General features: G+C 74.3%; 12 protein-coding genes. 10 read left to right on the top strand and 2 right to left on the bottom strand.

The window, feature by feature from the left end; all coding sequences use genetic code 11:
• Positions 1–45 precede the first annotated feature (45 nt).
• On the top strand, positions 46–1,926 hold the full coding sequence (locus ACFZBD_RS17500; protein WP_391140424.1) for a hypothetical protein: 1,881 nt from the start codon (positions 46–48) through the stop codon (positions 1,924–1,926).
• Positions 1,927–2,021: 95 nt separating this feature from the next.
• Here the strand turns inward: ACFZBD_RS17500 and ACFZBD_RS17505 are convergent, their stop codons facing one another.
• Positions 2,022–2,939, bottom strand: coding sequence for a hypothetical protein (locus ACFZBD_RS17505; RefSeq protein WP_391140425.1), 918 nt, complete (start codon positions 2,937–2,939; stop codon positions 2,022–2,024).
• 40 nt (positions 2,940–2,979) lie between these two features.
• On the opposite strand from ACFZBD_RS17505, the gene ACFZBD_RS17510 reads away from it, so the two are divergent.
• The 4 genes from ACFZBD_RS17510 to ilvD all read left to right on the top strand — a co-directional run bounded on the left by ACFZBD_RS17510 (position 2,980) and on the right by ilvD (position 7,788).
• Positions 2,980–3,912 (top strand): Ppx/GppA family phosphatase, encoded by a 933-nt coding sequence (locus ACFZBD_RS17510; RefSeq protein WP_391140426.1) that lies wholly within the window; start codon positions 2,980–2,982, stop codon positions 3,910–3,912.
• 434 nt (positions 3,913–4,346) lie between these two features.
• Positions 4,347–5,183 carry a TIM barrel protein gene (locus ACFZBD_RS17515; protein WP_391140427.1) on the top strand — a complete coding sequence of 279 codons (837 nt, stop codon included), beginning with the start codon at positions 4,347–4,349 and terminating at the stop codon, positions 5,181–5,183.
• Complete coding sequence (locus ACFZBD_RS17520; RefSeq protein WP_391140428.1) at positions 5,180–5,791, top strand: TetR family transcriptional regulator; 612 nt, start codon at positions 5,180–5,182, stop codon at positions 5,789–5,791. Before ACFZBD_RS17515 ends, ACFZBD_RS17520 begins: the two co-directional genes overlap by 4 nt.
• A 143-nt stretch (positions 5,792–5,934) precedes the next feature.
• On the top strand, positions 5,935–7,788 hold the full coding sequence (ilvD, locus tag ACFZBD_RS17525) for a dihydroxy-acid dehydratase (RefSeq protein WP_391140429.1): 1,854 nt from the start codon (positions 5,935–5,937) through the stop codon (positions 7,786–7,788).
• A 291-nt stretch (positions 7,789–8,079) separates the two neighbouring features.
• On the opposite strand, the gene ACFZBD_RS17530 is transcribed toward ilvD, so the two are convergent.
• Positions 8,080–10,281 carry a PQQ-binding-like beta-propeller repeat protein gene (locus ACFZBD_RS17530; RefSeq protein WP_391140430.1) on the bottom strand — a complete coding sequence of 734 codons (2,202 nt, stop codon included), beginning with the start codon at positions 10,279–10,281 and terminating at the stop codon, positions 8,080–8,082.
• Between the two features lie 437 nt (positions 10,282–10,718).
• Here ACFZBD_RS17530 and ACFZBD_RS17535 point away from each other — a divergent pair, with 437 nt between their 5' ends.
• The 5 genes from ACFZBD_RS17535 to proC all read left to right on the top strand — a co-directional run bounded on the left by ACFZBD_RS17535 (position 10,719) and on the right by proC (position 14,292).
• A complete protein-coding gene (locus ACFZBD_RS17535; protein WP_391140471.1) occupies positions 10,719–10,973 on the top strand; it encodes an SH3 domain-containing protein in 255 nt (84 codons plus the stop codon).
• Between the two features lie 133 nt (positions 10,974–11,106).
• Complete coding sequence (locus ACFZBD_RS17540; RefSeq protein WP_391140431.1) at positions 11,107–11,661, top strand: hypothetical protein; 555 nt, start codon at positions 11,107–11,109, stop codon at positions 11,659–11,661.
• A 61-nt stretch (positions 11,662–11,722) separates the two neighbouring features.
• On the top strand, positions 11,723–12,577 hold the full coding sequence (locus tag ACFZBD_RS17545) for an ATP-binding cassette domain-containing protein (RefSeq protein ID WP_391140432.1): 855 nt from the start codon (positions 11,723–11,725) through the stop codon (positions 12,575–12,577).
• A gap of 82 nt (positions 12,578–12,659) precedes the next feature.
• A complete protein-coding gene (locus ACFZBD_RS17550; protein WP_391140433.1) occupies positions 12,660–13,397 on the top strand; it encodes an ABC transporter permease in 738 nt (245 codons plus the stop codon).
• A gap of 85 nt (positions 13,398–13,482) precedes the next feature.
• Positions 13,483–14,292: a pyrroline-5-carboxylate reductase gene (gene proC / locus ACFZBD_RS17555; protein WP_391140434.1), complete on the top strand. Its 810-nt coding sequence runs from the start codon at positions 13,483–13,485 to the stop codon at positions 14,290–14,292.
• The last annotated feature ends 411 nt before the right edge of the window (positions 14,293–14,703 follow it).

Consider the following 14,703-nt stretch of genomic DNA (forward strand, 5'->3'; position numbering starts at 1 on the left):
TCAAGGGGTGCGAAGAGGCCGCTCCGCCTTGCCTACGGTCGCCCAGTGACGAGCAGCAGGCTGGAACCCCCTACCCACACCACCGGCGCACACCGGGCGCACCGCCGCGCGCCGTCCCACGCCGCCGGGAGCGCCCCGACCGGCGCACCGTCCGGCGCCCAGGCCGCCAAGGCCGGAGCCGGAGCCGACGCACGTGCCGGTTCCCGTACGCACGGTCGTCGCTTCGCCTCCCGTGACGAGCCCGTCCACGAGCCCTGTCTCGACGGCCTGTTCACGTACTGCCTGTCCGTGCTCTGCGACCACGACGCGGCGACCGCCGTCCTCGGCGACGTCCTCGCCCTCGCCGAACGCCACCGTGGCCGCTGCCCCTCCGACGAGGAAGGACGCCGGGCGTGGCTGTACGCGCTCGCCCGCTGGGCCTGCCTGCGCACCCTCGGCGAGCAGCGCCGCAAGCGCCAGGGCGGCGCGCACAGCGGCCGCCCCGCCGCCGGGAAAGGGGACGCGGAACGGGCCCGGGACGCGGACGGGAGCGGGGAGGGGAGCGCCGACGAGGCCCCCGGAGCCGCTTCCGGTACGGACGCCCACCGCCGCCGCGCCGAGCTGTCCCTGCTCGCCTGGCCCGAGGCCGCCGGTACGACCCCCGAGCAGCGCGAGGCCCTGGAGCTCGCCGTCCGCCACGGCCTCGGGCACCGGGGCGTCGCCGCCGTGCTCTCCCTCGACCCGCTCGCCGCGCGCGAACTGCTCTCCTCCGCCGCCTGCGAGGTGGAGCGGACCAGGGCCGCCCTCGCGGTCGTCGAGACCGGCGGCTGCCCCGCCGTCGCCCGCCTCACCGGCGACCACCAGGTGCTGCTCTCCGCCGCCCTGCGCGCCGAACTCGTCCGCCACGTCGACGACTGCCCGCGCTGCCGCCGGGCCGCCGAACGCGCCGGCGCGGGCGGCCCGTGGCCCGGCGCGGCGGCGGACACCCCCGCGCGGCTCCCGCTGGTCCCGGCGCCCCCGCCCGCGGCGTCCGCGGCGGCGGGCATCCCGCGCGCGCGTGCCGGTGCCCCGCGCTTCGGGCCCACCGGTTTCCCGATGGACCCCAAGGACCACGCGGCCCGACGCGACCGGATGCGCGCCCGGGCGGTCACCACCACGGTCGTCGCCGCCGTCGTCGCCGCCCCCGTCCTCGCCCTGTGGGCCTCGTACCGCGGCGACCCCGCGACGGGGGAGGGCAGGGCCGGAGCGCCGGTCACCGCGCGGGAGTCCGAGGACGCGGGCGGCCTGGACGGCGCCCCGAACGACCGGTACGAGAACACCGGCAACGCCCGCACCACCCCCGACCCGCGCTTCACCCAGGGCAGCCGCTCGCCCGACGTCTCGGTCGAGGTGATCAGCCCGGGCGGTCCCACCGGACCGACCCTCCCCGGGCAGCCGGCCGCCGGCCGGATCACCGTCTCCGCCCACGGGAACGGCGCCACCACGACGCTCACGCTCACCAACTCCGGCGGCTCGTCCGTGGACTGGTCCCTGTGGACGGACGGACCGTGGCTGTACGTCTCCCAGGCGTCCGGAACCCTCCGGCCGGGGCAGTCCGTGACGGTCCGCGTCCACGTCGACCAGGCGCGCGAGCCCTCGGGGGCCTGGTCGGCCCGGGTCGGCGTGAACCCCTCCGGCGCGGTGGTCCGCATCCACGGCCGCGGCGCCACCACCCCGCCGCCGACCACCGAGGAACCCCCGCCCACGACGGACCCGACGACCCCGCCACCCACCACGGACCCGACCACCCCGCCGCCCACGACGGAGGAACCGCCGCCGACGACCGATCCCACGGACCCGACGAGCCCGCCGCCGACGACGGAGGAACCGCCCCCGACGACCGGCGAACCGACCCCGTCCACCGACCCGGGAACCCCGGGCGACACGGGGTCCCCGCCTCCCTCGTGACCGGAGAGCGCGGCGGCCGCCGGACGGCGGCGGGCGTGGCGGGAAGGCCCGCCGGGCTCAGGACGGCCGGGCGCTCCCAGGACAGCCCGGAGCTCTCAGGACAGCCGGTCCTGGACCGGTCGGCCGCCGGGCGTCGGCGGGCTCACGGGGTCGGCCGGGTGCGGGGCCACCAGCGGCAGCTGGGACGCGAGGCGCGCCTCGCACAGCTCCACCAGCACGTCGTACGCCTCCTTGCCCATGAGCTCCGTCAGCTCGGGCCGGTACGTCACGTACACCGGCTCCCCGGCCCCGTGCGCCGAGGTCGCCGAGGTGCACCACCAGTGCAGGTCGTGCCCGCCCGGGCCCCAGCCACGACGGTCGTACTCCCCGATCGAGATCTGCAGGACCCGGGTGTCGTCGGGCCGGTCGATCCAGTCGTACGTACGCCGCACCGGCAGCTGCCAGCAGACGTCCGGCTTGGTCTCCAGCGGCTCCTTGCCCTCCCGGAGGGCCAGGATGTGCAGCGAGCAGCCGGCGCCGCCCGCGAAACCGGGACGGTTCTGGAAGATGCAGGACCCCTCCCAGCGCCGGGTCTGCCGGTCACCGTCCTCGTCGAGCTGCGTCCAGCCGGTCGCGGTGCCGACGTCGTGGAACTGCCACAGCTCGGGCGTGAGCCGGTCCACGTACGAGGCGACCCGCTTCTCGTCGTCCTCGTCGGAGAAGTGGGCGCCCAGCGTGCAGCAGCCGTCGTCGGCGCGGCCGGCCTGGATGCCCTGGCAGCCGCTGCCGAAGATGCAGCTCCACCGCGAGGTGAGCCAGGTCAGATCGCAGCGGAAGACCTGCTCGTCGTCGGCCGGGTCGGGAAACTCCACCCAGGCCCGCGCGAAGTCCAGGCCCTTCTCGTCGGGTTCGGGCGCGACGCCCTGCTTCTTGGAGATCGCGGGCTCCTTGGAGGCCTTGCGAGCCTTGAGCGGAGTGGTGGCGCTGTCGCCGCCACTGGCTTTGTCCGGCTTCGCCTTTTTCGTCTTGGGCACACCACAAGCGTATGCGCGCGGGCGCAGTAGCGTTCCGCCCATGAGACTCGGAGTCCTCGACGTCGGTTCGAACACGGTGCACCTGCTGGTGGTGGACGCCCACCACGGCGCACGGCCCCTGCCCGCCCACTCCCACAAGGCGGAGCTGCGCCTCGCCGAGCTGCTCGACGAGCACGGCGCCATCGCGCCCGCCGGGGTCGACCGGCTCATCGCCACGGTCGTGGACGCGCTCCAGGCGGCGGAGGACAAGGGCTGCGAGGAGGTGCTGCCGTTCGCGACCTCCGCGGTGCGCGAGGCGACGAACGCCGACGCGGTCCTGGCCCGGGTCCAGGAGGTGACCGGCGTCGACCTCCAGGTCCTCACCGGCGAGGAGGAGGCGCGCCTCACCTTCCTCGCCGCCCGCCGCTGGTTCGGCTGGTCCTCCGGGAAGCTGCTCCTCCTCGACATCGGCGGCGGCTCCCTGGAGATCGCGTACGGCATAGACGAGGAGCCGGACGCGGCGGTCTCGCTCCCGCTGGGCGCGGGGCGGCTGACGGCCGGCTGGCTCCCCGGCGACCCCGCCGACACGGCGGACGTCAAGGCCCTGCGCCGCCACGTCCGGGCCCGGATCGCCCGTACCGTCGGCGAGTTCACCCGCTTCGGCAAGCCGGACCACGTCGTCGCCACCTCCAAGACCTTCAAGCAGCTGGCCAGGATCGCCGGGGCGCCCGGATCCGGCGAAGGGCTCTACGTCCAGCGGGACCTCAGCCACCGGTCCCTGGAGGAGTGGGTCCCCAAGCTCGCCGTGATGACGGTCCAGGAACGCGGGGCCCTCCCCGGCGTCTCGGAGGGCCGCGCCCCGCAGCTCCTGGCGGGCGCGCTGGTCGCCGAGGCCGCGATGGACCTCTTCGGCATCGACGACCTCGAGATCTGCCCCTGGGCCCTCCGCGAGGGCGTGATCCTCCGCCGCCTGGACCACCTCCCGGAGGGATGACGGGCGGACCCGCGGCCGGAGGGGGTACGGAGCGGACACGCGCCCCGGCGCGAGGCGGACCCGCGGCCGGAGGGGTACGAGCGCCCCCGCGCCCCCGGCGCGAGGCCGGCCCGCACACGCCTCGGCGCGCGCCGCCCGCTCCCGCACCGCCCCGAGAACCACCCCCGCACCGCCCCGGGAACCACCCCCGCGCCGCCCGGCGAACCACACCCCCGCACCGCCCCTTCCACCCGGCCGGGCGTGTGTCCTCCCCCACGCGCGCGTGGCCCCGCCCCGCCGTACCCGCCCCGCCCGGGCCCCCGGAAGACCCCCTGGGACCTCCGAGAAGCCCGGCCACGCGCGCGTGCCCGGCGCTCCGGAGAGCGACCGCCCGGTGCCGTACGTGACCGGAACCACCTCCCCGGGGCCCGGGCCCGCCCCGTACCCTGTCCTTCGTGGCAGAACCAGTGGTGCGCGTCCCGGATGCGAAGGTCGCCCTGTCGACGGCCTCGGTCTATCCGGAGTCGACGGCGACGGCCTTCGAGATCGCCGCACGCCTCGGCTACGACGGTGTCGAGGTCATGGTCTGGACCGACCCCGTCAGCCAGGACATCGAAGCGCTGCGCCGGCTCTCGGACTACCACGAGGTCCCGATCCTCGCCGTCCACGCCCCCTGCCTCCTCATCACCCAGCGCGTCTGGTCCACCGACCCGTGGGTCAAGCTCCAGCGCGCCCAGGCGGCCGCAGAGAAGCTCGGCGCCTCCACCGTCGTCGTCCACCCGCCGTTCCGCTGGCAGCGGCAGTACGCCCGCGACTTCGTCACCGGCATCTGGCGGATGGCCGACGAGACCGACGTCCGGTTCGCCGTCGAGAACATGTACCCCTGGCGCTACAAGGACCGCGAGATGCTCGCGTACGCCCCCGAGTGGGACGTCACCAAGGACGACTACCGCCACTTCACCGTCGACCTCTCGCACACCGCGACCGCCCGCACCGACGCCCTCGCCATGGTCGACCGCATGGGCGACCGGCTCGGTCACGTCCACCTCGCCGACGGCAGGGGCTCCGCCAAGGACGAGCACCTGGTCCCCGGCCGCGGCACCCAGCCCTGCGCGGAGGTCCTGGAACGCCTCGCCCACATCGGCTTCGACGGGCACGTCGTCGTCGAGGTCAACACCCGCCGGGCGATGTCCGCCGCCGAACGCGAGGCCGACCTCGCCGAGGCCCTGGCCTTCACCCGCCTCCACCTCGCCTCGGCGACCGCGCAGCCGGGCCGGGTCCCCCGCTCATGACCGCACCGGCCCCGCGCCGGCGCGGCCGCCCCTCCCGTACCGCGGAGGACCGCGGACCGGGGGCCCGGCAGCGGATCATGGAGGCGGCCCGCGCGCAGTTCGCCGAGCGCGGCTACGACAAGACCTCCGTGCGCGGCATCGCCAAGGCCGCTGGGGTCGACCCGGCGCTGGTGCACCACTACTTCGGTACGAAGGACGAGCTGTTCGCGGCCGCCGTCGAGATCTCCTTCGAGCCCGCCCTCGTCGTCCCGCAGGTCCTCGGAGGCCCGCTCGACGGCATCGGGGAGCGCCTCGCCCGCTATTTCATCGGTGTCTGGGAGAACCCCGCGACCCGCGCCCCGCTGCTGGCGATCATCCGCTCCGCCCTCACCCACGAGGCGGCGGCGAAGGTGCTCCGCGGCTTCGTCCTGCGCCGGCTCCTGGAACGCGTGGCCGCCGACCTGGAAGTGCCGGACCCCAAGTTCCGCGCGGAGCTGGCCGCCTCGCACATGATCGGCATCGCGATCCTGCGGTACGTCATCCAGGTCGAGCCGCTGGCCTCCGCCGACCCGGAGGAGATCGTGGCCCTGGTGGCCCCCACACTCCAGCGGTACCTGACGGAGGCGTGACCCGCGGATCACCCCCCGTGGCTCACGCCGCACGGATGCCCGAAAGCTGAACACCAGGTCCGGCATACGGACAGCCTGTCCAGATCTTGGAGCGGCGGCGTACGCTCGAAAGCAAGCACACCCGTCACGAGGAGCGAGCGACGATGCCCGAGCTGAGGTCCCGCACTGTCACCCACGGCCGCAACATGGCGGGCGCACGCGCCCTTATGCGCGCCTCCGGTGTACCCGGCGCGGACATCGGCCGGAAGCCGATCATCGCCGTCGCCAACTCCTTCACCGAGTTCGTGCCCGGCCACACCCACCTCCAGCCGGTCGGCCGGATCGTCTCCGAGGCCATCACGGCCGCCGGGGCCATCCCGCGCGAGTTCAACACGATCGCCGTCGACGACGGCATCGCGATGGGCCACGGCGGCATGCTGTACTCCCTGCCCTCCCGCGACCTGATCGCGGACAGCGTGGAGTACATGGTCGAGGCGCACTGCGCCGACGCGCTGATCTGCATCTCCAACTGCGACAAGATCACCCCCGGCATGCTGAACGCCGCGCTGCGCCTCAACATCCCGACGGTCTTCGTCTCCGGCGGTCCGATGGAGTCCGGCAAGGCGACGCTGGTCGACGGCACGGTCCGTACGCTCGACTTGGTCGACGCGATCTCCGACGCCGTGAACGACAAGATCTCGGACGAGGACATCCTCCGCATCGAGGAGAACGCCTGCCCGACCTGCGGGTCCTGTTCCGGCATGTTCACCGCCAACTCGATGAACTGCCTGACCGAGGCCATCGGCCTCTCCCTCCCCGGCAACGGCTCGGTCCTCGCCACCCACACGGCCCGCAAGGCGCTGTACGAGAACGCCGCCCGCACGGTCGTCGACATCACCCGGCGCTACTACGACGAGGACGACGACTCCGTCCTGCCGCGCTCGATCGCGACCCGCGCGGCCTTCGAGAACGCCATGGCCCTCGACATCGCCATGGGCGGCTCGACCAACACGATCCTCCACCTGCTCGCCGCCGCGCAGGAGGCCGAGCTGGACTACGGCCTGTCCGACATGGACGCGGTCTCGCGCCGGGTCCCGTGCCTGGCGAAGGTCGCCCCGAACGTGGCGCCCGGCGGCACGTACTACATGGAGGACGTCCACCGCGCCGGCGGCATCCCCGCCATCCTTGGCGAGCTGTACCGCGCCGGCCTCCTCAACGAAGACGTCCACACCGTCCACTCCCGCTCCATCAAGGAGTGGCTTGAGACCTGGGACGTGCGCGGCGGCTCCCCGTCCGAGGAAGCCGTCGAGCTGTGGCACGCGGCGCCCGGCTGCGTCCGCTCCGCGACCGCCTTCTCGCAGTCCGAGCGCTGGGCCTCCCTCGACACGGACGCGGCCGGCGGCTGCATCCGCGACGCGGCCCACGCCTACTCGAAGGACGGCGGCCTCGCGGTCCTGCGCGGCAACCTGGCCGTCGACGGCTGCGTGGTCAAGACGGCCGGTGTCGACGAGTCGATCTGGACGTTCGAGGGCCCGGCGGTCGTCTGCGAGTCGCAGGACGAGGCCGTCGAGAAGATCCTCAACAAGCAGATCAAGGACGGCGACGTCGTCGTCATCCGCTACGAAGGCCCGCGCGGCGGCCCGGGCATGCAGGAGATGCTCTACCCGACGTCCTTCCTGAAGGGCCGCGGCCTGGGCAAGACCTGCGCCCTGGTCACGGACGGTCGCTTCTCGGGCGGTACGTCGGGCCTGTCGATCGGCCACGCCTCACCGGAGGCGGCCTCCGGCGGCACGATCGCCCTGGTCGAGGACGGCGACCGCATCCGCATCGACATCCCGACCCGCGCGATCGAGCTCCTGGTCGACGACGCGACCCTGGCGGCCCGCCGCGAGGCCCTGGCCGGCGTCTACGCCCCGAAGAACCGCCAGCGCAAGGTCTCGGCGGCCCTCCGCGCCTACGCGGCGATGGCAACCAGCGCCGACAAGGGCGCGGTGCGCGACGTGACCCGCCTGGGCTGACCCGAGCCGCCGGCCCCTCTTCGTGCCGCCGAGTACGGCGCGAAGGGGGGCTTCTTCGGCTCGTCCGTCCGCTCACGTACGCCGCCAAGGTTCTCGCCGACCCCCTCGCCGCTCGGGGCCGGACGCCTCGGGGGAGCGACCCGCTCGCCGCCAGGGCCCGGGCCTCTCGGGGGAGCGACCCGCTCGCCGGGCGGGTCGCCGGGCACGGTGACCCACCCGGGGAGCCGGCCACTCACGCCGCGTAGAGCCCCCCCCGCATCGTCAGGCACTCGCGCCGCGGGACCTACTCCCTCACCACGTCCCCGGGTCGCGCGCGTCCACCGCGAAGACCGACCCGTCGGGGGCGGTCGCGTAGACCCGGTCCCCGGTCACCACCGGCGCCGGGACGGTCGTGGCGTAACCGAGCCGCCCGTCGCGCAGGCGGGGCTTCGTCTGGCCGAGGAGGGCGCCCCGCGCCGTGTCGACGGCGAGGAGGCGGCCGTCGGACGCGGAGAGGTACAGCCGGCCGCCGTCGGCGGTCACGACGGGCGCGGAGACGTTTCCAGCGGCCGTCTCCAGCTCCCACAGGACCCGCCCGCCCGCCGCGGCCGTGTCCAGGGCGGTCAACTGCCCCCGCGGAGTCAGCAGATAGACGATGTCGCCCCGGACCGCGATCGTGGGCTCGTCCAACCGGAACGGCAGCGCCACCCGCCGCACCGCCCCCGCCGCCCCGGCGGCCCCGGGCTCGTACCGTACGACCGCGTCGATCTGCGAGTCGCTGTTCGCGGAGCGCAGGAACAGCGCCCCGCCCGACCCCATCCCCACCGGCACCAGATCCCCCTCCAGCCGCGTCTGCCAGACGAGTTCGCCGGTACGCGGCCGCAGCGCCCCGACGCGGGTCCGCGTACCGCTCCCGGCGGCCGTCGCCGTCTCGAAGACCGGCAGGAGACCGGTCGCGGGGTCGTACGAACCGAAGCGGGGAGCCGTGAACCCGCGCAGGGCGTACGTGCGGCGCTGCGCGCCGGTCGCGCTGTCGACGGCCCGGACGCCCCCGGCCGACGTGGGGAAGAGGAAGGTGTCACCGGCCGGAACGGCTCCCTCCTGGCGGGCGGCACCGCTCGTGTCCCACCGCGCGGCCCCGTCCTCGCGGCCGTACGTACGGAGCGTGCCGTCGGCGGCGACGACCCCGAGGACACCGCCCGCGGCCAGGGGCCCGGCGACCGGATCGTCGAGGGCGGCCGGGTGCGACCAGGCGACCCGGCCGGTCCGCGGGTCGAGCCGCGCCAGGCCGACCCCGCGCGCCGAGCAGAACAGCGCGCCGCCGACGTGCGCGCACGCGGGGGCCGTGGGCTCGCCCGCCTTCTGCAGTGCGGTCTGCCAGCCGCTGAAGGCGGTGGCGACCTCGGCCCGGCGCGGCTCGGGCCCGGTGGCGTCCGCTCCCGTCCCGAACGCCACGAAGAGGCCGCCGGCAGCCAGGCCGGCGAGCGCCGTCACCACCACCGGCAACCGGAACCGCCCGGCCCGGCGAGGCCTCCGCGCCGGCACGGTGACCCGTACGGGAGTATCGGCGTCCCACGAGGCCCCGAACCCGGACCCGTATCCGGACCCAGCCCCGGCGCCCGCCCCGGCCACCGGCTCCGGCAGGACGAGCGGCCGCCGCTGCGCCGGTATGAACGCCTCCGCCTCGTACGACGGAGGGAGCAGCGCCGCCATGATCTCGGCGGGGGTCGGCCGCTCGGCCGGCTCCTTCGCCAGGCAGCGCGCGACCAGCGGCGCCAGCTCGCCCGGCACCCCCGAGAGATCGGGTTCGTCGTGCACGACCTGGTACGCGACCACATACGGACTGTCGGAGTCGAACGGGCCGTGCCCGGTCGCCGCGTGCACCAGGACCGACCCGAGGGCGAAGACGTCCGCCGCCGGCCCGACCTCCCGGGGCCGCTGGAACTGCTCCGGTGCCATGAACGGCGGCGAGCCGATCAGCTTCCCCGTCTCCGTCCGCAGATCGCTGTCCACCGGCCGCGAGATGCCGAAGTCGATGACCTTCGGGCCGGTGTCGGTGAGCAGGACGTTGCTCGGCTTGAGGTCACGGTGGACGACCCCCGCGCGGTGGATGTCGCGCAGCGCCTCCGCGAGCCCCGCCGTCAGGCGGCGCAGCTCGGCGGGGGCCAGGGGACCGTTCCGCTTCACCTGGTCGGCGAGGGTGGGGCCGGGGACGTACAGGGTCGCCATCCAGGGGCGCACGGCATCGGGATCGGCGTCCACGACGGGCGCGGTGAAGGCGCCGCTCACCCGTCGGGCAGCGGCCACCTCCTGCCGGAAGCGGGCCCTGAACTCCGGGTCCTCCGCGTACTGCCCGTGGACGACCTTGACCGCGAGCCGCAGGCCGGAGGCGGAGGTGGCGAGGTGCACCACACCCATCCCGCCCGCGCCGAGACAGGCCTGAAGGCGGTACTCACCGGCGTATTCAGGCTCTTCCGCTTCCCGGTCCGCGCCGGTGCTGCGCAACGGCGGCATAGCCCACCCCCGTGTGGTTCCCCGTTGTGTTCGCGCGCGTGCGCGACGCCACGGAGCCTAGTCGATGGCCCCCGGACGGCCGAGGGGCCTTGCTAGCCTGCGCGTCGCGGTACGCGAACGTCGGCGGTACGCGGATGTCATGGAGCGCTTTTGCGCCAACGGGGGAGGACGACGCCATGGGCGTGGACGAGAAGAACCAGGGACGGGACGCGAAGGACACGGCGGAGGCACCGCACGCGCCGACGTCCGTCGCGGAGCCGGTGGCCACCGGCTCCGCGACGGACGGCACCGGCAGGGGCGGGGACACCGGCACCGCACCCGCCGCACCCGCGGTCTCGGTCGCGGTGACCCCCACGGTCGCGGAGCTCGACGGCACCGCGCCCGCGGTCTCCGTCACCGTCGCCCCCGCCGCCGCGGAGCTCGACGGCGTCGCCGCCATGACCGTGACCCGCTACCCCGTCGCCCCCGGCTACCGGGTCAACGTCCGCTCCGGCCCGGGCACGCAGTTCCGGCTCGTGCGGACCCTCGCCCCGGACGTGCGGGTGGCGATCTACTGCCAGACGCCCGGCGAACAGATCTCCGGCCCCTACGGCACCACGAACATCTGGGACAACATCGCCTCGGGCGAGTTCATCTCCGACGCCTACGTGAAGACGGGCACCGACGGTTACGTCGCCCGCCGCTGCGGCTGACCCACCCGGGCCCCCGGCCCCCGGGCCGGACGCACCCCGGCCCGGGCGCCCACCCCACAGGCAACGCCCCACGCGCACCGCCCCACGCCCAGGCCCTCACGCGCCCCCGCCCCACCCGGGGATAATCGGTCCCGTGAGCGACGACGACCGCACCGACCGGCCCGAGAACCCCCGTACCCCCCGCGGCACCGCCGAGAGCGCGGCCGACGGCACTCCCGCCGGGCCGCGCCCCGAGGAGATCCGTTTCTTCGGCACGACGTGGGTCGACCACACCGGCCACTACGGCCTGCGCCGCGCCGGCCTCGCGGTCGGGGCACTCGTCGCGGCCGCGGCCGGCTGCCTCGTGCTGCGCTTCGGCTACCAGGGCCTCGAGATCGCCGACGTCGGCGGCTTCGTCAACATCCTGGTGATCGTCATGTTCTCGATCTGCAGCGCCATCGCCTTCCGCAAGACCTGGGAGGGCTTCGCCCGGCGCCCGGCCGACCCGGCCCGCGAGGACTCCCTGCGCAGCCTGAAGGCGATCGGATTCATCGGCTCCCTCCTCGCGTACGCCTTTCGTTGCCTCGTCGAGGCCCCCGGCGAGAAGCTGCGGCGCACCGAGTACGAGACGGCCCGCGCGCGGTACGAGAAGCGGCGCGGCACCCGCACGGGCAACCCGGCGGCCCGCAAGAAGCCGAAGCGGAAGTAGCCCGCCCGAGCCCCTGCCCGAGTGCTTGACGCCCTCTCCCTCCACGCCCATTATTCATCACATGGTGAATTACTCCGAGCAGGCTCCGGAGCAGGCCGCGGACCGAGAGACGAACTCCGCCCCGGGCACCGCTTCGAACCACCCGGTGACCGGAGCGATCGTCGCCCGCGGCCTCACCGTCGTCCGAGGCAGGCGCACCGTCCTGCGCGGCATCGACTTCGTCGTCCCACCCGGCCGGATCACCGGCCTCCTCGGCCCCTCCGGCTGCGGCAAGTCCACCCTCATGCGCGCGGTCGTCGGCACCCAGGCCCACGTCACCGGCACCCTCGACGTCCTCGGCCGCCCGGCGGGCGACGCCGCCCTGCGCGCCCGCATCGGCTACGTCACCCAGGCACCGTCCGTGTACGACGACCTCACCGTCGCCCAGAACCTCGACTACTTCGCCTCCGTCCTCCTCCCCGGCCGCGCCCACCGCGAGGAACGCCGTACGGCCGTGGCGCGGGCCATCGACGACGTCGACCTCGCCTCGCACGCAGACGCCCTCGCCGGCCGGCTCTCCGGCGGCCAGCGCAGCCGGGTATCCCTCGCCGTCGCCCTCCTCGGGACCCCGGAACTCCTCGTCCTCGACGAGCCCACCGTCGGCCTCGACCCGGTCCTCCGCCGCGACCTGTGGACCCTCTTCCACCGCATCGCCGATCGACGCGGCGCCACGATCCTCGTCTCCTCGCACGTCATGGACGAGGCCGAGCGCTGTCACCGCCTGCTCCTCATGCGCGAGGGCGAGCTCCTCGCCGAGGACACCCCCGAAGCCCTGCGGCGACGCAACGACACCGCCACCGTCGAGGACGCCTTCCTCCGCCTGGTCGACGCCGCCGCCGCCCGCGCCGCCGCCCACCCCGAGACCCCACCGCGCTGATCCCCGGCGCCTGCCGCCCACCCGCGGGCCCCCACGCCGGCCACCGCCCGCCCCGTCGGCCCCCGCCCCCAGGAGCTCCGCCATGAATGCCGCCCGCACCCTCGCCACCGCCGCCCGCGTCCTCCGCCAGCTGCGCCACGACCCGCGCTCCATCGCGCTGATGCTCGTCGTCCCGTGCCTGATGCTCTTCCTGCTCCGGTACGTCTTCGACGGCAGCCCCGGCACCTTCGACTCCATCGGCGCCTCGCTGCTCGGCATCTTCCCGCTGATCACGATGTTCCTCGTGACCTCGATCGCCACCCTGCGCGAACGCACCTCCGGCACCCTGGAACGCCTCCTCGCGATGCCCCTCGGGAAGGCCGACCTCATCGCCGGCTACGCCCTGGCGTTCGGACTCCTCGCCGTCGTCCAGTCGGCCCTCGCCACCGGCCTCGCCCTGTGGTTCCTCGGCCTCGACGTCGTCGGCTCCCCCTGGCTCCTCCTGCTCGTCGCCCTCCTCGACGCCCTCCTCGGCACCGCCCTGGGCCTCTTCGTCTCCGCCTTCGCCGCCTCCGAGTTCCAGGCCGTCCAGTTCATGCCGGCCGTGATCTTCCCCCAGCTGTTGCTCTGCGGCCTGTTCACCGCCCGCGACCGGATGCAGCCCGTCCTGGAGACGCTCTCGAACGTCCTGCCCATGTCGTACGCCGTCGACGGCATGAACGAGGTCCTCCGCCACCCGGACGTCACCGACGTCTTCGTACGGGACGCCCTGGTCGTCGCCGGCTGCGCCCTCCTCGTCCTCGCCCTCGGGGCCGCCACCCTCCGCCGCCGCACGGCGTGACCGCCCCTCGGACACCCGGAGCCGCGCGGCCCCCGCGATGCGAGGATGGCGGCACGTAACCCCCTCCGGCGAGGTGAACAGAGCCATGACCCAGACCGTCGCAGTCCTCGGCACCGGCAAGATCGGTGAAGCGCTCCTCAGCGGCATGATCCGAGCCGGCTGGCGTCCCGCCAACCTCCTCGTCACCGCCCGGCGCTCCGAACGCGCGGAGGAGCTGCGCTCCCGTTACGGCGTCGAGCCGGTCACCAACGCCGAGGCGGCCAAGCGCGCCGACACCCTCATCCTCGCGGTGAAGCCGCAGGACATGGGGCGTCTCCTCGACGAACTCGCGCCGCACGTCGCCACCGACCGCCTGGTCATCAGCGCCGCCGCCGGCATCCCCACCTCGTTCATCGAGGAACGCCTCACCGCCGGCACCCCCGTCGTCCGCGTCATGCCGAACACCCCCGTCCTCGTCGACGAGGGCATGTCCGTCATCTCGGCCGGCAGCCACGCCACCCCCGATCACCTCGCCCACGCGGAGGAGATCTTCGGCGGCGTCGGCAAGACCCTGCGCGTCCCGGAGTCCCAGCAGGACGCCGCCACCGCCCTCTCCGGCTCGGGCCCGGCCTACTTCTACTTCCTCGTCGAGGCGATGACCGACGCCGGCATCCTCCTCGGCCTGCCCCGCGCCCAGGCCCACGACCTGATCGTCCAGGCCGCCATCGGAGCCGCCGTGATGCTCCGCGACAGCGGCGAACACCCGGTCAAGCTCCGCGAGGCCGTGACCTCCCCGGCCGGCACCACCATCAGCGCCATCCGCGAGCTGGAGAACCACGGCGTCCGCGCCGCCCTCATCGCGGCCCTCGAAGCCGCCCGCGACCGCAGCCGCGAACTCGCCTCCGGCAACGGCTGACCCCCTCTCAGCGGGCCGCCGCGCGTGCCAGGCCCCGGGGAGAGGCACGCCCCAGGCCGGGGGTTGACACGAGGTTCCCCGGTACGTAGTGTTCTCCGAGTTGTCCGACGTGAGCACCGACCCCGGTCGGCCCCGGACAGCCATCCCGCAAGAACCCATAGAAGCTGACGGCGCTTTGTCGCGCCGTCGTGCTTTCCGTGTGTTTTCGCGAAATGAGGAATCCGTGTTCGAAGGTTTGAACGCACGTCCCCGATTAGCGTCGGGGGCAGGGAATCCGCTAAACTCTCACTCGTCGGAACGGCCCAACAGCCGCGAGGACAACTCCCGCTGACTGGGAATCAGGCCCGAAAGGATCTGATAGAGTCGGAAACGCAGGAAGGCCGAAACGGGAAACCGAAGAAGCCGGAAAGC

It is taken from the genome of Streptomyces sp. NPDC008121, from assembly GCF_042957155.1.
In the GTDB taxonomy this organism is placed as follows: Bacteria; Actinomycetota; Actinomycetes; order Streptomycetales; family Streptomycetaceae; genus Streptomyces.

Coding starts and splice junctions, on each gene's coding strand:
- ACFZBD_RS17510 (WP_391140426.1), top strand. CDS start 2,980: ATGAGACTCGGAGTCCTCGACGTCGGTTCGAACACGGTGCACCTGCTG.
- ACFZBD_RS17520 (WP_391140428.1), top strand. CDS start 5,180: ATGACCGCACCGGCCCCGCGCCGGCGCGGCCGCCCCTCCCGTACCGCG.
- ilvD (WP_391140429.1), top strand. CDS start 5,935: ATGCCCGAGCTGAGGTCCCGCACTGTCACCCACGGCCGCAACATGGCG.
- ACFZBD_RS17530 (WP_391140430.1), bottom strand. CDS start 10,281: ATGCCGCCGTTGCGCAGCACCGGCGCGGACCGGGAAGCGGAAGAGCCT.
- ACFZBD_RS17535 (WP_391140471.1), top strand. CDS start 10,719: ATGACCGTGACCCGCTACCCCGTCGCCCCCGGCTACCGGGTCAACGTC.
- ACFZBD_RS17545 (WP_391140432.1), top strand. CDS start 11,723: ATGGTGAATTACTCCGAGCAGGCTCCGGAGCAGGCCGCGGACCGAGAG.
- ACFZBD_RS17550 (WP_391140433.1), top strand. CDS start 12,660: ATGAATGCCGCCCGCACCCTCGCCACCGCCGCCCGCGTCCTCCGCCAG.
- proC (WP_391140434.1), top strand. CDS start 13,483: ATGACCCAGACCGTCGCAGTCCTCGGCACCGGCAAGATCGGTGAAGCG.